At 73.1% G+C, this 18,621-nt stretch carries 17 protein-coding genes; 5 read left to right on the top strand and 12 right to left on the bottom strand.

Features of this window, described 5'->3' with window-relative positions:
- Positions 1-11 precede the first annotated feature (11 nt).
- From rbfA to rimP, 6 genes are all read right to left on the bottom strand, one after another.
- Complete coding sequence (gene rbfA / locus IGA62_RS20210) at positions 12-500, bottom strand: 30S ribosome-binding factor RbfA (RefSeq protein ID WP_145819323.1); 489 nt, start codon at positions 498-500, stop codon at positions 12-14.
- Between the two features lie 149 nt (positions 501-649).
- A complete protein-coding gene (locus tag IGA62_RS20205) occupies positions 650-943 on the bottom strand; it encodes a DUF503 domain-containing protein (RefSeq protein WP_091463226.1) in 294 nt (97 codons plus the stop codon).
- Between the two features lie 88 nt (positions 944-1,031).
- Positions 1,032-4,037, bottom strand: a complete 3,006-nt coding sequence (infB, locus tag IGA62_RS20200) for a translation initiation factor IF-2 (protein WP_145819324.1) — start codon at positions 4,035-4,037, stop codon at positions 1,032-1,034.
- 93 nt (positions 4,038-4,130) lie between these two features.
- On the bottom strand, positions 4,131-4,463 hold the full coding sequence (locus IGA62_RS20195; RefSeq protein WP_091463228.1) for a YlxR family protein: 333 nt from the start codon (positions 4,461-4,463) through the stop codon (positions 4,131-4,133).
- 16 nt (positions 4,464-4,479) lie between these two features.
- On the bottom strand, positions 4,480-5,523 hold the full coding sequence (gene nusA, locus IGA62_RS20190) for a transcription termination factor NusA (RefSeq protein WP_145819325.1): 1,044 nt from the start codon (positions 5,521-5,523) through the stop codon (positions 4,480-4,482).
- On the bottom strand, positions 5,520-6,167 hold the full coding sequence (gene rimP / locus IGA62_RS20185) for a ribosome maturation factor RimP (RefSeq protein ID WP_145819326.1): 648 nt from the start codon (positions 6,165-6,167) through the stop codon (positions 5,520-5,522). Before rimP ends, nusA begins: the two co-directional genes overlap by 4 nt.
- A gap of 232 nt (positions 6,168-6,399) precedes the next feature.
- Between rimP and IGA62_RS20180 the strand changes: the two genes are divergently transcribed.
- The 4 genes from IGA62_RS20180 to IGA62_RS20165 all read left to right on the top strand — a co-directional run bounded on the left by IGA62_RS20180 (position 6,400) and on the right by IGA62_RS20165 (position 8,617).
- Entirely contained in the window at positions 6,400-6,849 is a 450-nt protein-coding gene (locus tag IGA62_RS20180; protein ID WP_186499989.1) for a hypothetical protein, read from the top strand.
- Complete coding sequence (locus IGA62_RS20175; RefSeq protein WP_145819327.1) at positions 6,846-7,274, top strand: ferritin-like domain-containing protein; 429 nt, start codon at positions 6,846-6,848, stop codon at positions 7,272-7,274. The genes IGA62_RS20180 and IGA62_RS20175 overlap by 4 nt, the downstream gene beginning before the upstream one ends.
- A 92-nt stretch (positions 7,275-7,366) precedes the next feature.
- Positions 7,367-7,867 carry a nitroreductase/quinone reductase family protein gene (locus tag IGA62_RS20170; RefSeq protein WP_145819328.1) on the top strand — a complete coding sequence of 167 codons (501 nt, stop codon included), beginning with the start codon at positions 7,367-7,369 and terminating at the stop codon, positions 7,865-7,867.
- A gap of 42 nt (positions 7,868-7,909) precedes the next feature.
- Positions 7,910-8,617 (top strand): nucleotidyltransferase domain-containing protein, encoded by a 708-nt coding sequence (locus IGA62_RS20165; RefSeq protein ID WP_145819329.1) that lies wholly within the window; start codon positions 7,910-7,912, stop codon positions 8,615-8,617.
- A 9-nt stretch (positions 8,618-8,626) separates the two neighbouring features.
- Here the strand turns inward: IGA62_RS20165 and IGA62_RS20160 are convergent, their stop codons facing one another.
- Together IGA62_RS20160 and map are read right to left on the bottom strand one after the other, a co-directional pair.
- Positions 8,627-9,343: a VIT1/CCC1 transporter family protein gene (locus IGA62_RS20160; protein WP_145819330.1), complete on the bottom strand. Its 717-nt coding sequence runs from the start codon at positions 9,341-9,343 to the stop codon at positions 8,627-8,629.
- A complete protein-coding gene (gene map, locus IGA62_RS20155; RefSeq protein ID WP_145819331.1) occupies positions 9,340-10,197 on the bottom strand; it encodes a type I methionyl aminopeptidase in 858 nt (285 codons plus the stop codon). Before map ends, IGA62_RS20160 begins: the two co-directional genes overlap by 4 nt.
- 97 nt (positions 10,198-10,294) lie before the next feature.
- Between map and IGA62_RS20150 the strand changes: the two genes are divergently transcribed.
- Complete coding sequence (locus IGA62_RS20150) at positions 10,295-10,609, top strand: STAS domain-containing protein (RefSeq protein ID WP_232624718.1); 315 nt, start codon at positions 10,295-10,297, stop codon at positions 10,607-10,609.
- Between the two features lie 117 nt (positions 10,610-10,726).
- On the opposite strand, the gene IGA62_RS20145 is transcribed toward IGA62_RS20150, so the two are convergent.
- The 4 genes from IGA62_RS20145 to IGA62_RS20130 form a co-directional block, all read right to left on the bottom strand.
- The gene (locus IGA62_RS20145) at positions 10,727-14,434 is read right to left on the bottom strand and encodes a SpoIIE family protein phosphatase (protein WP_377464238.1); all 3,708 of its coding nucleotides are present in this window, start codon (positions 14,432-14,434) and stop codon (positions 10,727-10,729) included.
- A gap of 244 nt (positions 14,435-14,678) precedes the next feature.
- Entirely contained in the window at positions 14,679-15,230 is a 552-nt protein-coding gene (locus tag IGA62_RS20140; RefSeq protein ID WP_145819333.1) for a pyridoxamine 5'-phosphate oxidase family protein, read from the bottom strand.
- A 269-nt stretch (positions 15,231-15,499) separates the two neighbouring features.
- Complete coding sequence (locus IGA62_RS20135; RefSeq protein WP_145819334.1) at positions 15,500-17,698, bottom strand: putative bifunctional diguanylate cyclase/phosphodiesterase; 2,199 nt, start codon at positions 17,696-17,698, stop codon at positions 15,500-15,502.
- Between the two features lie 6 nt (positions 17,699-17,704).
- The gene (locus IGA62_RS20130) at positions 17,705-18,523 is read right to left on the bottom strand and encodes an SAM-dependent methyltransferase (RefSeq protein WP_145819335.1); all 819 of its coding nucleotides are present in this window, start codon (positions 18,521-18,523) and stop codon (positions 17,705-17,707) included.
- Between the last annotated feature and the right edge of the window lie 98 nt (positions 18,524-18,621).

Here is an 18,621-nt window from a genome sequence, read left to right as displayed (position 1 = left end):
CGGATCGTCCGTCACCGCCGTTCCCGGGCGGCCGACGCGACGTCGTCGGACTCGTCGTCGACCTCGGTGTCGTCGTCCTCGTCCTCGTCGAGCCGGTACGGCTGGGCCTCCCCGGCGTACTCCGCCCGCGCGGCGATCCGCTGCACCTCGGCGTCGGCGCTGCGGGCCTGGGCGAGCAGATCGTCGATGTGCTTGACGTGGTCCTGGACGTTGTCCAGCACGAACGTCAGGGTCGGCGAGTGCCGCAGTCCGAGCGCCTTGCCCACCGTACTGCGCAGCATGCCCTTCGCGCTCTCCAGCGCGGCGGCGGTGCCGGCCTGCTCGGCGGCGTCACCGAGCACGGTGTAGAAGACCGTGGCGTCCCGCAGGTCGGCGGTGATCCGGGCATCGGTGATGGTGATCATACCGAGGCGGGGATCCTTGATCTGGCTCCGCACCACCGACGCGACCAGCTCACGCACCCGTTCGGCGTGCCGGCGTACCTTGGCCGGATCCGTCATCTCCGCCACCTCCACGGCATCGACGTCCCGGTTCGGACCGGGGCGCGGACGCCACCGGTGACCGAACCGGGCCAACAACTCGAACATTACCCGCGCGACCGGTCGGTCACGCCGGAGCACCGGCGGCCCCGGGCCGCCGGCCTCCACCGTCAGTCGTCCACGCCGTGGAGGCGTTGACGCACCGACAGCAGTTCCACCTCCGGGCGGCCCGCCACCAGGCGCTCGCACGAGTCGAGCACCTCGCGGACGTGTCCCGCCTCCGCAGCCACCACGGCCACGGCAATCTGGGCCCGACCGTGCAGGTCGAGCGCTCCCACCTCGGCAGCCGACACCTCGAAGCGGCGCAACGCCGCCACGATCGGCCGTACGTATGATCTCTTGGCCTTGAGCGACCGGGAATCACCCGGCAGCAGCAGGTCGAAGACCGCGGTTCCGGTGAACATCGCCTCGGACGATACCCGTCCACCGCCCCCCATGATCAAGGGGTTTACGCCCGTCCGGCGTAAACCCCTTGATCGGGTGTCCCGAGCGTCAGCTACGGGCCTTCTCGCGCATCTCGAAGGTCTCGATGACGTCGCCGACCTGGACGTTGTTGTAACCACCCAGGGTCAGACCACACTCGAAGCCCTCGCGCACCTCGGTCGCGTCGTCCTTGAACCGCTTGAGCGAGCTGATCGTGAGGTTGTCCGCCACGACCGCCCCGTCGCGCAGCAGCCGCGCCTTGGCGTTCCGCCGGATGATCCCGGACCGGACGATGCAACCGGAGATGTTGCCGACCTTGGACGAGCGGAAGACGTCGCGGATCTCCGCGGTGCCCAGCTCGACCTCCTCGTACTCCGGCTTGAGCAGGCCCTTGAGCGCCGCCTCGATCTCCTCGATGGCCTGGTAGATGACGGTGTAGTACCGGATCTCCACGCCCTCGCGGTCGGCGATCTCGCGGACCTTGTTGGCCGCCCGCACGTTGAAGCCGATGATCGTGACCGCCTCGGACGAGGCGCTCGCGAGCATGACGTCGCTCTCGGTGATCGCGCCGACACCCCGGTGGATGATCCTGAGCTGGACCTCCTCGGGGATGTCGAGGTTGAACAGCGCGTCCTCGAGTGCCTCCACGGAACCGGAGACGTCGCCCTTGAGCACCAGGTTGAGCGAGGTCTTCTCGCCCTCCTTGAGCTGCTCCATGAGCGTCTCGAGGGTGGCCCGGCCACGGGAGTTGGCGAAGCTCGCCGCCCGCCGCCGTGCCTGCCGCTGCTCGGCGATCTGGCGCACCGTGCGGTCGTCCTCGGCCGCCAGGAAGGTGTCACCCGCACCCGGCACCGCGGTCAGACCGAGCACCAGGACCGGACGGGCCGGACCGGCCTCGGCGACCTGGTTGCCGTTCTCGTCGAGCATCGCCCGGACCCGGCCGTGCGCCCCACCGGCGACGATCGAGTCGCCCGCCCGCAGGGTGCCCTTCTGCACCAGCACGGTCGCGACCGCACCACGGCCCTTGTCCAGGTGCGCCTCGATGGCCACACCCTGCGCCGGCCCGTCGATCGGAGCGGTCAGCTCCAGCGACGCGTCGGCGGTGAGCAGGACCGCCTCGAGCAGCTCGTCGATGCCGATGCCCGGCTTGGCCGCCACGTTGACGAACATGGTGTCGCCGCCGTACTCCTCGGCGACCAGGCCGTACTCGGTCAGCTGCTGGCGGACCTTGTCCGGGTTGGCCTCCGGCTTGTCGACCTTGTTGACCGCGACCACGATCGGCACGTCCGCCGCCTTGGCGTGGTTGAGCGCCTCGATCGTCTGCGGCATCACGCCGTCGTCGGCCGCGACCACCAGCACCACGATGTCGGTGACCTGGGCACCACGGGCACGCATGGCGGTGAACGCCTCGTGACCCGGGGTGTCGATGAAGGTCACTGCCCGGTCCTCGCCGTCGTGCGGGACGTGGACCTGGTACGCACCGATGTGCTGGGTGATGCCACCCGCCTCGCCGGCCACGACGTTCGCCTTGCGGATCGCGTCGAGCAGCTTGGTCTTACCGTGGTCGACGTGACCCATGACGGTCACCACCGGCGCACGGCTGACCAGGCGGTCCTCCGCGACCTCGGCGTCGAGGTCGATGTTGAACTGCGCGAGCAGCTCGCGGTCCTCGTCCTCCGGGCTGACGATCTGCACGTTGAAACCGAGGTGCTCACCCAGCAGCAGCAGGGTGTCGTCAGAGCAGGACTGGGTCGCGGTGACCATCTCGCCCAGGTTGAACATCTCCTGGACCAGCGAACCCGGGTTGGCGTTGATCTTGTCGGCGAAGTCCGACAGCGAGGCGCCACGGGAGAGCCGGACGACCTGACCCTGACCCCGGGGCGCACCCGAGCTCATGGTCGGAGCCGACAGGTTGTCGAACTCCTGTCTGCGCTGCTTCTTGGACTTGCGACCGCGCGTCGGCCGGCCGCCCGGACGCCCGAAGGCACCCGCGGCACCGCCGCCACGGCCACGACCGCCGCCACCGGGACGACCGCCGCCACCGGCGGGCGCGCCGGGACGGAACCCGCCACCGGCACCGGCGCCACCACCGGCGCCACCACCGGGACCGCCACGGAAGCCACCGCCACCGCCACCGCCACCGGGGCCACCGCGGAAGCCACCGCCACCGCCGCCGCCACCGGGACCGCCGCGGAAGCCACCGCCACCGCCACCGGGGCGGCCTGCGCCGCCGCCGGGACGACCCGCGCCGGGCCCGCCCGGACGACCGGGACGCTGGCTCGGCATGGAGGCCGGACTCGGCCGGGGCGGCATGGAGGCCGGACTCGGCCGGGGCGGCATCGAGGCCGGGCTGGGCCGGGGTCCGCCGGCGCTGCTCGCCGGCGGCCGGGCCTGGCCGCCACCCTGGATACCGAACGGGTTGTTGCCCGCGCCACGGGCCGGCGGACGTCCGCCGGGACCGGGACGACCCGGGGCCGGCGTGCCGGTACGACCGGCGGCCGGCGAACCCGGGCGGGGCGGGATCGCACCCGGACCCGGGCCCGGACCCGGCCGGGGGCCGGGGCGGGTGGTGCCGTCCGTCGGGGGCTCCCGGCGGACGTTCTCACGCTGCTGCTGCCGGGCGGCCTGGGCGGCCTTGACCGCGGCCTCCTGGTCGGCCTTCAGCTGGGCGGCGCGCGCCTCGGCGGCGGCCACCTCGATGTCGTGGGCACTCGCCGGCTTGGCGACCGGGGTCGCCGCGGCCGGCGGGCCGGGGACCGGCCCCTTCGGCTTCGGACCGGGCACCGGCCGCCGGGGCGGCATCGGCTTGGCCGAGATCCTGGGTTCGCCGGGGGTCGGCGGTGGGGTCGGGGTCGGTCGCGGGGCCGGGCTCGGGGTGGCCGCCGCCGGAGCGGACGGTGCCGAGCCATCGGCGGACGCGACGAATGCGCCCCGCAGCCGTCGGGCGACGGGCGCCTCGACGGTGCTGGACGCGGACTTCACGAACTCGCCCATTTCCTTCAGCTTGGCGAGAACGGTCTTACTCTCGACCCCGAGCTCCTTTGCCAGCTCGTGTACGCGGGCCTTACCTGCCACTGCACTCCTCACTCCGAGGTCGTGCGGGCAGCACCCGCAGCGACCTCACTCCTGCACTTGAAGCCTGGTCATTTCAGGGACTTCATCGTGTGCTCATGTCGGTCGTCCTACCTTGCTAGCGACTCCCGTCCGGTCGGGCTGACCGGACGTGAAGCTTGGCGCGTCGACGTGCTTCGCCAGCTCACCATGATCGGGAACCCCGGCGATCCGTAACGCACGCCCGAAGGCGCGGCGTCGCACCGCCAGCGCGAAGCAGGCCGGATCCGGGTGCAGGTTCGCTCCCCGACCCGGCAGCCTACGGGCCGGATCGGGTCGGAGGCTGTGACCAGCCTCGTCGCCAACCGCGACGATCCGCAGGAGTTCGCTGGCCGGCGCCCGTTTCCGGCAGCCCACACAGGTGCGCTCCGGCTGCGCGCGTCGTACCACTTGAGAAAGTCTACCCCTAGCTGCTCGAGATCGCGCCGCCCGGCTCCGGGACGTGATCAGCACCGCGCCGTCCCGCCGGGGCCGACTGCTCGGCGTCGGACCGGATGTCGATCCGCCATCCGGTCAGTCGGGCAGCAAGCCGGGCGTTCTGCCCTTCCCGCCCAATTGCCAACGAAAGTTGGAAGTCGGGCACGGTGACCCGTGCCGTCCGGGTGGCCAGGTCGACCACCTCGACCCGGAGTGCCTTGGCCGGCGACAGTGCGTTGCCGACGAAGGTCGCCGGGTCGTCCGACCAGTCGATGATATCGATCTTCTCGCCGTGCAGTTCACTCATCACGGCGCGGACCCGCTGCCCCATCGGGCCGATGCAGGCGCCCTTGGCGTTCACGCCGGGCACGGTGGAGCGGACCGCGATCTTCGTACGGTGACCTGCCTCACGCGCGATGGCGCTGATCTCCACGGTGCCGTCGGCGATCTCCGGCACCTCCAGGGCGAAGAGCTTCTTCACCAGCGCCGGATGGGACCGGGAGAGGGTGATCTGCGGACCACGCATGCCCTTGGCGACGTTCACGACCACGCAGCGGATCCGCTCTCCGTGCGTGTACCGCTCGCCGGGCACCTGCTCGGACTGCGGCAGCACACCCTCCAGCTTGCCGAGGTCGACGCTGACGATGCCCTTCTCGGCGCGGGCCTCGTGCGCCTGGACCACACCGGTGACCAGGTCCCCGTCGCGTCCGACGTACTCGCCGAAGTGCACCTCGTCGGTGGCCTCCCGCAGCCGCTGGAGGATCACCTGCTTGGCGGTCATCGCGGCGATCCGACCGAAGTCGTGCGGGGTGTCGTCGACCTCCCGGACCACGGTGCCGTCGGAGTCCAGTTCCTGGGCGTAGACCAGGGCCTGGCCGGTCTTGCGGTCGATCTCCACCCGGGCGTGCGACTGCGCACCCTCGGTGTGCCGGTAGGCGGTCAGCAGCGCGGTCTCGATCGCCGCGAGGATCGTGTCGAACGGGATCTCCCGCTCGCGCTCCAGTGCGCGCAGCGCCGCGAGGTCGATGTTCACCTCTCCTCGTCCTCCACATCATCTTCGTCGTCGATGTCGTCGATGTCGTCGCCGAACTCGTCGTCGGCCACCTCGTCGAGGCGGCTGAATTCGACCTGTACGCGGCCGGGGCCGAGTTCGGCGTAGGCCCTTTCCCACCGCTCGCCGTCCACGTCGAGCACCACCCGCTCGTCGCCCGCGTCCAGCACCCGGCCGGTGACCTGACGGTCCCCCGGCTCCCCGGCACGCTGGTCCGGCACGGCCGTCCGGGCGGTCACCCGTACCAGCCGGCCGACGTTGCGGCGCCAGTGCCGGGGCAGGGTCAACGGGCGGTCCACACCCGGCGAGCTCACCTCGAGCTGGTACTCCCCCGCGACGATGTCGCCGCTCGCCTCCTCCGCCGCGTCGAGCGCCGAGGAGACCGCCCGGGAGACGTCGGCCACCGCGTCGAGGCTGACACCCCGGTCACCGTCGACGATCACCCGGACCACGTGCCGGCGTCCGGCCCGCGAGACGGAGAGGTCCTCCAGGTCGTACCCGGCGGCGACCACCACCGGCTCGATCACGGCCCGCAGCCGGGACCGGCGGGCGGCGAGATCCCCACGCGGCGCACCGGCGGGACGGGGTCTCCCCGTCGACCTGGTGGCACGGCCACGCTGCGTCATCTGGCGCACCCCTCTCAGCATCGACGGCACCCGGGCGGGCAGCCACGGCGGCACGCCACCGGGGCGGTTCGCTGCCGGTGGCTGCGCAGAGCGTAACGCGCCGTCGGCCGGACCGGCCGGGCGGCGCACCGACGCCCTTGCCCGCGAACGGTAGCGGATGGTGTTGACTTGTCCGGTGGCGATCGGCAGAGCAACACAGCGCGACGGAGCGGCCGGACATTCCCGGCGGAGGGTGCTGCGTACCGGAGTGGTCCTGGTCCTCGGCGGAGCCACCGCGTCGGTGGCCGGCTGCGGACTCCTCGACCGGGACGACCCTCCGCCCCCGCCCGACCCGCTGACCCCCCTGGTCGACGGCGCGCTCGCCCTGGCGGCCCGATACCGGGCCGCGATCGACGCCGACCCGGCGCTCACCGACCGGCTCACCCCGATCGCCGAGGCCCACCGCGCACACGCCACCGAGCTGGCCGCCGCGATCGGGATGGCACTCCCCTCGCCCAGCCCGTCCGCGCCGGCCGCCGGTCCCACCGGGGACGCCGCCACCGTCCTCGCCGAGCTACGCGCGGACGAGGAGCGCGGACGCGCCGAGGCGGCGACCTTCTGCGCGCAGGCCCCGGCCGACCGGGCCGCCCTGGTCGGTTCGATCGCCGCGGCGCGCGCCACGCACGTGGAGGTGCTCCGGTGACCGCCGAGGAGGCGCTCGGCGCGGCGCTGACCGCCGAGTACGCGGCGATCTTCGCGTACGGGCCGATCGGGGTGCGACTCACCGACGCCGCCCGGCGGGCCGCCCGGGAGGCCGAGGCCGCGCACCGGCGCCGCCGCGACGACCTGGTGCTGCGCCTGAGCACCGGCGGCGGCACCGTCCCGGCCGACCGGGCCGGCTACGCGCTGCCCTATCCGGTCACCGACCGGGCCAGCGCGCTGCGGCTGGCGGTCGAGGTGGAGGAACGCACCGCGGCGTACTGGCGGGCGGCGCTGGCCGCCACCACCGGCGCGGAACGCACCCGGGCCCTGGCGGCGCTGACCGACTGTGCGCTGCGGGCGACCCGGTGGCGGCGCACCGCCGGCGTGACCCCGTCGACCGTTCCCTTCCCCGGTCGCCCCTCCTGACCCGGGCGCGGCCGACCCGGCTCTCCCGGGCGGCCGGCTTGCCCGGGGCGGCCCTGCTGACACGGCCGGCGTCGGCCGGCAGACTGGGAGGCGTGTCCGTCCTGGGAACCCTCGCCCGTCGTCTCGGGCACCGGCGCTGGTTCGGCGCGGCCGGTCGCCTGCTGGTCCCCGCCGACCGGCTGGTCGGGCGGCTCACCCGGGGGCGGGTGGTCGCCCTCGGCCTGATCCCGTCCCTGGTGCTCACCACCACCGGCCGCCGCTCCGGCAAGCCGCGCAGCAACCCCCTGCTGTACGTGCCGGACTCCGACGCGTACGTGGTGGTCGGGTCGAACTGGGGGCAGCCGAACCAGCCGGCCTGGGCGCTGAACCTGCTCGCCGAGCCGACCGCCGAGGTCGCCCTCGGGGGTCGCCGGATCCCGGTGCGGGCCGAGCTGGCCACCGGTGCGGAACGGGAGCGGCTCTGGCGGCTCCTGGTGACCGAGTGGCCGGCCTACCGCACGTACGCGCAGCGGGCCGGCGACCGGGAGATCCGGGTCTTCCGGCTCGTCCCCACGGGCGCGGCGGGGACCGGCGGAGGCGACCCCGGCCACTAGGGTGGGCCGGGACCGCGACGCACGCAGTGAGGTGATGGGCGGGTGGACCCGCACGACGACCCCCGGTGGCGGGTGGCGGAACAGGTGGCCGCGGCGCTGACCCGCCGGTTTCCTGCCGACGTGCTCGCCGTGGCGGTGCACGGCCCGCTCGCGCACACCGACGACGACGGTGGCGGGACGGGCGAGGTGGGCCTGCTGGTGGCGACCTACCGGCCCGACTCCGGCCCCCGGTCGACCAGCCGTCGGGTCGACGGGGTGCTGGTGGAACTGACCGTCACCGGGTCGGAGGAGTACCTGCGCGCGGCGCGGACCCTGTCGCCGGGGTGGCCGCTGACCGCCGACCGGTACGTCACCACCCGGGCGCTGCACGACCCGACCGGCTGGCTGCCGAAACTGCGCGACGAGCACCTGGGCCGGCTGGCCCGGGCCCGGCCCGCCGAGTTCAGCGCCGCCGCCCGGCAGGCCTGGTACCGGGGTTGGGCGGCGCACGCGCGGGCCGCCCGGCTGGCCGAGTGGTACGAGACCGACCAGGCGCTGCTCATGCTCGCCGAGGCGCGGCTCGCGGCGGCCACCGTCTCCGGTCTGCTGAGCCGCACGTACTACCGGGACGCGGGGGACGCGGTGCGGCGTACCGGACTCGCCGGGGCGGACATGACCGAGGTCGGCGCGGTGCTGCGGCGGCAGGCCGGCGAACTGGCCGCGCGCGGCCGGCCGGTGGACGGCAGCGTCGACGACCTGCTCGACGGCTGACCCGCCCGGTCAGCCGATCCCGCCCTGGACGCCGATCAGCGCCCCGATCAGGTACGTCGCGGCGGCCGCCGCCGCGCCGAGGAGAAGCTGCCGCAGCCCGCTGGTCCACCAGGGCCGGTTGGTGAACCGGGCGACGATCGCCCCGGCGGCGAAGAGCCCGGCCCCACCCACCGCGAGAGCCAGCCAGAGACTGGTGAACCCGACCAGGTAGGTCAGCAGCGGCACCAGCGCCCCGATCGAGAAGAACACGAACGACGAGAAGGCCGCCGTCCACGGGCTGGGCTGCTCGTCCGGGTCGACGCCCAACTCCTCCCGGACGTGCACCCGCAACGCCTCCTCCGGGTTGCGGCGGACCGCCTCGGCGACCTCCCGGGCCAGGTCGTACGGGAGGCCGCGGGCGGCCCAGGCGTCGGCCAGTTCCCGGGCCTCCGCCTCGGGGTGCCGCTCCAGCTCCCGGCGTTCCTTGGCGACCTCGGCGGCGATCTGCTCGTTGGCCGAGCGGACGCTGGTGTACTCGCCGAGCCCCATGGAGATCGCCCCGGCGACCAGCCCGGCGGTGCCGGTGAGCACGACGGCCCGGGGCGAGACCCCACCGCCGCCCACGCCCGCGATCAGGGCGATGTTGGTGACCAGGCCGTCCATCGCGCCGAAGACCGCCGGACGCAGCCAGCCGCCGGAGACGTCCGCGTGGTGCCCCTCCCGCAGCGCCGCAGGTGTGTCGGTCACGGCAGTGTCAGGATCTCGTGGCCGCTCTCGGTGACCACCACGGTGTGCTCGAACTGGGCCGTCCACTTCCGGTCCTTGGTGACCACGGTCCAACCGTCGTCCCACATGTCGTACTGGTGGGTGCCGAGAGTGATCATCGGCTCGATGGTGAAGGTCATCCCCGGCTCCATCACGTCGGTGGGACGCGGACTGTCGTAGTGCGGCACGTACAGGCCGCTGTGGAAGGCCTCCCCGATGCCGTGGCCGGTGAAGTCGCGCACGACGCCGTAACCGAACCGCTTGGCGTACGACTCGATGACCCGGCCGATGACGTTGATCTGACGGCCGGGCGCGACCGCGCGGATGCCCCGCATCATCGCCTCGTGCGTCCGCTCGACCAGCAGCCGGGCTTCCTCCCTGACCTCGCCGACACCGAACGTGGCGTTGGTGTCCCCGTGGACCCCGCCGATGTACGCGGTGACGTCGACGTTGACGATGTCGCCGTCGTGCAGCACGGTGGAGTCCGGGATCCCGTGACAGATCACCTCGTTGAGGCTGGTGCAACAGGACTTGGGGAAGCCCCGGTAGCCCAGCGTCGACGGGTAGGCACCCTGGTCGACCAGGAACTCGTGGACCACCCGGTCGATCTCGTCGGTGGTCACGCCGGGCTTGCAGTGCTCACCGGCGAGCTGCACCGCCTGCGCGGCGATCCGCCCCGCGACGCGCATCCGCTCGATGGTCTCCGGGTTCTGCACATGGGAGCCGGTCCACTGCTGCGGACGCTTCTTGCCCACGTACTCCGGGCGGCGGATGTGCGACGGCACCGGTCGCCACGGAGAGAGCGTGCCTGGGATCAACGGCGCTCGGACGGTCATCCGTCAAGCCTATCGCCGCCCCGGCCGGGGTCGGCACGCAGCGGGCGGCCCGGGGCGGCTGTTGCCCCCACCGGGGTGCTGTGCCATGGTGTCAGGCGTGGATCAAGGGGGAAGCGCTCCCGTCTTCGCTGCCAGTGTGCAGGTCGACGGTGACCACCTCCGGGTCGTGGTGACCGGTGAGGTCGACATGGCGACCGCCGACACCATGCTCCAGACCGCGCTCCGGGAACCGGCCCGACGGCTGACCCTGGACCTGCGGGCGGTCACCTTCTTCGACTCCGCCGCCATCCACGCCGTCGTCCGGGTCGCCGAGCGGTTCCCGGGCACGCTGGCCGTGCTGCCGTCCCGCCAGGTGCGCCGGGTGCTGGAGATCTCCGGTCTCGCAAGTCAGGACTGGTTCGACCCGAGCTGACCGGCCCACGCCACGACCGGCCGTTCAGGCGGCCTCGCCGGTCAGGACTGGTTCGACCCGAGCTGACCGGCCCACGCCACGACCGGCCGTTCAGGCGGCCTCGCCGCGGCCGGCCGTTCAGGCGGCCTCGCCGCGACCCGACCGCTCCGGCTCCCCGCGGCGGCCCGCCAGCCGACGACGCAGGGTCAGCTCCGTGCCGGTCGCGGTACGGCTGACCGAGAGGTCGCCGAGCGCGCGGATCAGGGAGAGCCCCCGGCCCCGGAACGTCGACCCGGACGACTCCCGCCACTGGCCGCTGTCCCGGACGGTGACCACCACCGTCCGCTCCTCGATGGTCACCTCCACGTCGATCACCGGTTCGGCCGGAGCCACCGGATGCTCGATCGCGTTCGCCGCCGCCTCGGAGACCGCCACGGTCAGGTCGAACAGATCCGTCTCGCCGACGTCGTGGGCGACGAGGAAGTCCTCCACCCGCTTGCGCAGCACGCTCAGCCGGGTCGGGTCGGCGGGCAGCCGCAGCGCGAAGCGGTCCCGCTCGGTCGCCTCCAACGCGAGCACCGCCACGTCGTCCCGGCGTGGACAGTCGACGACCCGCTCGACGACGGAGTCCACCAGGTCGGCGACGTGCCCGCTGAAGCCCGCCACGTCCGACCTGAGCTGGCCCAGTCCGACGTCGATGCCGAGGGTCCGGTCCTCGATCAGGCCGTCGGTGTAGAGCAGCAGCCGGCCGCCCGCCTCCAGCGTGTCCGTCTCGGTCCGGTACGACGTGTCGGGAATGGCACCGACCGGCGGGCCCAGGGCGCGGTCGTGCAGGAACGCCACGTCGCCTCCTCGGATCAGGAGCGGGGACGGATGGCCTGCGCTGGCGTACCGCAACCGCCCGGTTCGGGGATTGAAGCAGAGACAGACGACAGTGGCGAACGAGCGCCGCTCGACGGAGCCGACCAGCCGGTTGAGCCGGGTCAGCGACTCGCCCGGGTCGAAGCCCTCCAGCAGGTACGCGCGCAGCGCGTTACGGAGCTGTCCCATCGCCGCGGCGGCCTGCACACCCTTGCCCACCACGTCCCCGATGACCAGCGCCAGTTCGTCGTCGACCTCGATCACGTCGTACCAGTCGCCACCGACCTCGACATCACCGCTACCGGGCAGGTAGCGGCTAGCCACCACCGCGTCGGGCCGCTGCGGCAGGGAGCGGGGCAGCAGGCTGTGCTGGAGGGTGGTGGCGATGCGGTGCTCGGCCTCGTAGAGCCGGGCGTTCTCCAACCGCACGCCGATCAGCCGGGCCAGTTCGGTCAGCGCGGCCTGCTCGGCGTCGACGCGGGCTCCGGCCGACTGCCAGATCCGCAGTTCGCCGAGGGGTCCGCCGGTGGTACCGGCCAACGGCAGGACGACCGACGGGTCACCGGACGCGTCGCCGGCACCGTGCGCCTCGGAGCGGGCGTCCCCGGCGGTGACCACCGCCCGTACCGCGTCGACCAGGCTGAGCGCGTGCGCGGCGGCGACCGAGACCACGTCGGCGGTGGAACGGGCGGTGTTGATCGCCACCGCCGCGTCGGCGAGGGCGCGCAGCCGCCGGATGATCTGCCCGCGCAGCTGCCCGAGTTCGACGTTGGCCCGGACCCGGGCGATCAGCTCCTGCCCGGAGAAGGGCTTGGTCAGGTAGTCGTCGGCGCCGACGGAGAGCCCGGCGACCGCCTCGACCGAGCCGGCCCGGGCGGAGAGCAGCACGATCGGCACGTACCGGGTACGCGGATCGGCCCGTAACGCGGTGACCAGGCCGAACCCGTCGAGTCTCGGCATCATCACGTCGGCCAGCACCAGGTCGAACGAGGTGTTCTCGATCGCGTCCAGGGCGGCGACGCCGTCCTCGACCGCGACGACCTCCCAGGAGGGGGCGAGCAGCCGGGTGACATGTTCCCGCAGGTCGACGTTGTCGTCGACGACCAGGATGCGGCCCGCCCGGGGACCGGCCGGTTCGTCCGTTCCGTACGCCGGTGCCGGCCCGGCGGACCAGAAGGCGGCCTCGGAGACGTACAGCCGGGCCTGCTGGGAGTCGGGCAGCGGGGCGGGTCGGTCGATGACCCGGTCGGCCGGCAGGTGCGCGGAGCCGAACGGAACGGTGATGGTGAAGGTGCTCCCCTCACCCACCCGACTGGTGACGCCGATCTCGCCGCCGTGCATCTCCACCAGCTCACGGACCAGCGCCAGGCCGATCCCCGTCCCCTCGTGGGTACGCGAGCGCACCCCGGGCACCCGGTGGAACCGCTCGAAGACGTGCGCACGTTCGTCGTCGGCGATGCCGACGCCGGTGTCGGTCACCTCCAGCCGCGCACCGCCCGGCACCGCGAGGACGCGGACCCGGATCTCCCCGTCGAAGGTGAACTTCACCGCGTTGGAGAGCAGGTTGAACACGATCTTCTCCCACATGTCCCGGTCGACGAAGACCGGTGCGGGCAGCGGCGGGCAGTCCACGGTCAGCCGCAGCCCGGCCCGCTCGACGGCGGAGCGGAAGGTGCTGGCCAGCCGGGAGGTGTAGTCGGCCAGGTCGGTGGGGCGGTAGTCGGCGGCGAGCCGGCCGGACTCCAGCCGGGAGAAGTCCAGGACGGTGTTGACCAGCTTGAGCAGGCGCAGCGCGTTGCGGTGCATCACGGTGAACCGCTCGATGTGGTCCACCGGCAGGTCCGGGTCGGCGAGCAGGTCCTCCAGCGGCCCGAGCACCAGGGTCAGCGGGGTGCGGAACTCGTGGCTGACGTTGGCGAAGAAGTTGGTCTTCGCCCGGTTGAGCGCGGCCAGTTCGGCGGCGCGAACCCGCTCCTGCTCGTACGCCCGCTGCCGGGCCACGGCGCGGGAGACCTGGGCCGCGACGAGGTCGAGGAAGGTGCGGTACTCGGTGGTCAGCGGGAACCGTTCGGCGGTGCCGAGGACGAGAGCCCCGACGGTCTCGTTGGCGGCGAGCACGGGAAACGCCAGCGCTCTCGGTGCGCTCCCGGGTGGCGCCGGGTCGACCAGGTCGGTGAGGTCGACCGACCGGGCGTCGGCACCGGCGACCGCCTGGCGGACCGCCTCGGGCAGCGCCGTGGGGGACGTCACCCGGTCGGGGTCGACCCCGCTGCACCCGGCCAGGGTCACCTGGCCGGACGCGTCGGTCAGGTAGAGCAGACCGACGGGGAGGTCCTCGTGGTGCGCGTCGAGCACCTCGGCCGTGGCCCGCCCCAACTCGGCACCGTTCCCCACCTCGGCGAGCCGGGTGCCGAGGTCGGCCAGGGCACGCAGGCGGCGTTCACCGAGCACCCGGCCCGTGGTCTCGTTGACGATGCAGTACACCCCGTCGATCGATCCGTCGTCGACGCGGATCGGGTCGTAGGAGACGTCGAAGTAGACCTCTTCCAGGAAGCCGTGCCGGTGCAGCAGGAAGGGCCGGTCCTCGGCCCGGTAGGACTCACCGGTGCGGCGAACGCCGTCCAGCAGCGGTGCGAGGTCGGCCCAGGTCTCCGTCCAGTGGTCCCGAGCGGGCCGGCCGAGGGCGTGCGGGTGCTTGGTGCCGATGGTCGGCAGGTAGGCGTCGTTGTAGAAGGCCCGGTGGTCGGCACCCCAGAACATCACGATCTGGGCCTTGGAAGTGAGCATCATGGCGACCGCGTTGGCCAACGCCGTGGGCCACTGCTCCGGGCGGCCGACCGGACTGTCGGTCCAGTCAAGGTCACGAATCCGTGCGCCCATCTCGCCACCGGCCGCGAAGGCGGCCACCAACTGCGGGGGCAGTCCACCCCCGGTGGTGCCCCCGCACAGGCCACGCTCGTCCACGCCCCCCTGGGCCGAGCTCATGCTGCCTCCCGCTCCGGCCATGTCCGGCGCGCCCCTTGGATATTCGCCCGCCCGTGCTCCGAGTTGTACCCAAGCGGAACAGCAACGTAACGCATGCCGTCCACGCAACGCTGGTTACCCGTGCCTCATCCTGACGACCCCGGTCGACGCCCGGATCGTCAGGTCGGCCCGGACGGGTACGCCGGGGTCGGCCCACCGGCACACCACCGGCCGACGGACCGTCGACGGAAGGAGAGACGGCAGGTCAGAAGACCGGCAGGCCGTCGATGCTCGCGGCGTTCTTCGTCGCCCGGTAGACCACCAGGTCCTCGGTCGTCCGCCGGGAGTGGTTGGCGAGGAGCATGTCCCGGTCGCCCTGGTACTCCATCAGCGGCACCGAGAACCCGCACGAGTCGGAGACCCGGTCGACCTCGACGGTGACGACCGCCCGGACGGCGTGCAGGTCGGGCGGGTCGGGAAAGCCGGCGAGCCGGGCGGCGAAGTCAGGCGTGCCCACGGCGACCGTGTCGCCCCGCCCGTGCAACCGGACGACCTTCGGCGGGCCGGCGAAGGCACAGAACATCAGCGTGATCCGGCCGTTGTCCCGCAGGTGGGCGATGGTCTCCGCGCCGCTGCCGTGATAGTCGAGGTACGCCACCCGGTGCGGGCCGAGGACCACGAAGGTGCCCCGCATGCCCTTCGGCGACAGGTTGATGTGCCCGTCGACCGAGGTGGGGGCGGTCGCCACGAAGAAGACCGGCTGCGCCTCGATGAAGGTGCGCAGCCGCCCGTCGATCTCCGGATACACCTTGCCCATACCAGCCATCCTCGCACCGCCGCGTCGTTCCCGGTGCCCCGTGCCCGCCGGTCGGGACGCCTGCCTCCGACGCGCCTAATTGCCTTGCCGGCCCATTGACACCGGGCGCATCCTTGACGTCGTGACCAGGCCCGATCCGGGCCACCGCCGGGCACTCGGAACCCGGCACCGCGGCGGCGCGGGGCGTCGGTCACCTCTCTCTCACCGGTACGGCGATCCGCCGTACCCGACAACCGCCCCGCGCCGCCGCCTCCCGGATGTGGGTCACGTCACCGTTCGCCGCGCAGTCGGGCGGTGATCTCGTCGGCCGGCGCGGGTGGACCGAAGAACCTTCCCTGCCCGGTGTCACAACGCAGCGCGCGGAGCAGTTCGGCCTGCGCCGCCGTCTCCACCGCCTCGGCGGTGACCCAGAGCTCCACCGCGTGCGCCAGCCGCACCAGCGCGTCGACGATCCGCCCGTCCCGGTGTCCGGCGGGCGAGTCCGGACCGTCGGCGCGGATCCCCTCCACGAACGGCCCGGCCAGCTTCAGGGAGTGGATCGGCAGCCTCCGCAGGTACGCCAGGTTCGAGTAACCGGTGCCGAAGTCGTCGATGGCGAGTCGTACGCCGAGGTCGGAGAGGCGGTGCAGGGACCTCAGCGGCTCACCCGCCGTCCCCATCACCGCGCTCTCGGTCAGCTCCAACTGGAGCAGGTCGGCGGGGAGGCCGCTGCGGGAGAGCACCTCCGCGACGGTGGCCACGATCGCCGGGTCGTCGGCCTGCCGGGCGGCGAGGTTGACGCTCACCACCAACCGGGCGTCGGGGAACTCGGTCAGCCAGCCACGGGCGTCCCGGCAGGCCCGGTCGAGCACCCAGCGACCGAGCTGCACGATCAGACCGGTCTCCTCGGCCAGGCCGATGAAGGCGTCCGGCCCGAGCAGACCCAGTTCCGGGTGCTGCCAGCGGACGAGCGCCTCGACCGCCACCATGGTCGAGTCGAGCAGCGAGACGATCGGCTGGTAGTGGACCACGAACTCGCCCCGCTCCAGCGCCGCCGGGAGGCCCGCGACCAGCGCGGAGCGGGCGATGTCCCGGGCGCCGCGCTCGGGGTCGTAGACCGCCCACCGGCCCCGCCCCTCCGCCTTGGCCCAGTAGAGCGTGGTGTCGGCGGCCTTCATCAGCTCCGAGACACTGGTCTCCCCGACCGCGCAGTCGACGATGCCGACGCTCGCCGAGACGGCGAGCTGCTGCCCGGCGACGTGCACCGGGGCGGCCACGGCGGCCAGGGCGCTCTCCGCGACCCCGATCGCGCGGTCGAGCCCGTCGCCGCCGTCGACCAGGATGACGAACTCGTCCCCGCCCATCCGGGCGACCAGGTGCCCGTGCTCGGCGACGCAGCTCGCCAACCGCTCGCCGATCACCACCAGCAGCCGGTCACCGAGGTCGTGGCCGAGGCTGTCGTTGATCGCCTTGAAGCCGTCCAGGTCGAGGAAGCAGACCCCCACCCGGTGCTCCGGGGTGGCCTGGGCGAAGAGGCCCCCCAGGGTCTCGAAGAACAGCGTCCGGTTGGGCAGACCGGTCAGCGGGTCGTGCAGGGCCTGGAAGCGCAGCCGCTGCTGGAGTTCGTGCCGGTCGGTGATGTCCTCGATCATCGCCACGGTGAACCTCGGCCGACCGTCGTCGTACCGGATCAGGGAGACGGCCAGGTCGGTCCAGACGACGCTGCCGTCCTTACGGTGGTAGCGCTTCTCCATCCGGACCGAGTCGTGCCGGCCCGCGATCAGATCCTGGTACAGCTCCCACATCCCGGCCGCGTCGTCGACGTGGAAGAGCGCGGCCACGTTGGTCTCGCGCAGTTCCGCCGGGGTGTAGCCGAGCATGTCCGCGAAGGACTGATTGACGTCGATGATCCGCCCGTCGGTGCCGGCGATACCGATCCCGATCGCCGCGCCGGTGAACACCGCCCGGAACCGGGCCTCGCTGTCCCGTAGCGCCTGCTCCACGTCGTCCCGGGCCTGCCACGCGGACCGGGCGATCCGCTCCTGCTGGGTGAAGGTCCGGTCGCGCAGCGCCCGGGCGAACCCGGCGGCGAGCGCGCCCTGGAGGGCGGCGACCCGACCGGCGGCGTCCGGAACGTCGCGCTGCTCGGGAGCCTCATGCTGCTCGGAAGCGTCGCGCTGCTCGGGAAGGACCTGGGCGAGGAACCGGGTACCGAGGGCACGTACCGACCAGTCGAGCGCCCGGGGTTCGGTCAGGTGTGCCTCGACCAGCGCCCGCCCGACGTCCTCGGCCGGCTGGGAGGTGAAGACGGCGGCGCGGAGCGCGCCGGCCAGCCGTACCGTGTGGACCAGCAGCAGTCGCTCGGTCTCGGCCGCGCTCAGCGGCACGAACCCCAGCCGGCGCACCGCCCGCGCCCAGTCGGCGGCGTACCGCCGGGCTCCGGGGTGGTGCAGCCCCTCCTCGTCCGGTTCCCCGGCGGAGCCGCTCACCGTCGCCTAGCCGGCGGTACGGTCGTACCGGGCGACGGCGCCGAACGCACCGAACCGCTCCGGGTGCTCGTCCACGTCGGAGGGCGAATCCGGCCGCCAGAGCGGCATGTGCACCACGCCCGGGTCGAGGACCGTCCAGTCGCCGAGGAACGCGGCGACCGCGGCCCGCGACCGCAGGGTGATCTCGGTGTCGGTACGCGCCGAGAGCCGCTGCGCGTCCAGCATCTCCGGCGGCTGGTCCTCGAAGGTGGAGTGCGAGACGACCAGGAAGCTCCCGGGTGCGGCAGCGGCCCGCAGGGTGGCCAGGATCTCGGCCGGGCGGTCCACGTCCGGGACGAAGTGCACCACGCCGCCGAGGAGGATGCCCACCGGACGGTCGAGGTCGAGCAGGCCGCAGGCGCGTGCCTCGGCGAGGATCCGCTCCGGTTCGCGCAGGTCGGCGTGGAGCACCCCGGCCCGCTCGTTGCCGGCGAGCAGTTCCCGGCTGTGCGCCACCGCCACCGGGTCGATGTCCACGTAGAGCACCCGGGCCGCCGGGTTCGCCGCCTGCGCGACCTCGTGCACGTTGCCCACGGTCGGGATGCCGGAGCCGATGTCCAGGAACTGGTCGATGCCGGCGTCGAGCAGCACCCGCACCGCCCGGCGCAGGAACTCCCGTCCGGCCCGCATGGTGGCGGGCAGGTTCGGGGTCATGGCGGCGATCTGCTCGGCGAGCTGCCGGTCGACCTCGAAGTTGTGCGCGCCACCGAGGAAGTAGTCGTACACCCGGGCCGCGCTCGGGCGGCTCAGGTCGATCCCGGCGGGCGTTCCGTCCGGCTGCTGCATCGTCCACCCCAGTCCGTGGCCGCGGAGTCGCCGGCGGCTCCGCGGCCACGGACGCGGGCGATCACCGACGGACCCGCAGGTCGTGTGGTGTGCCCACT

This window comes from Micromonospora sagamiensis (genome assembly GCF_014680085.1).
Taxonomy (GTDB): domain Bacteria; phylum Actinomycetota; class Actinomycetes; order Mycobacteriales; family Micromonosporaceae; genus Micromonospora; species Micromonospora inyonensis.
The sequence above is the reverse complement of the archived record's forward strand: the minus strand, read 5'-3'. Positions and strand labels throughout refer to the sequence as shown.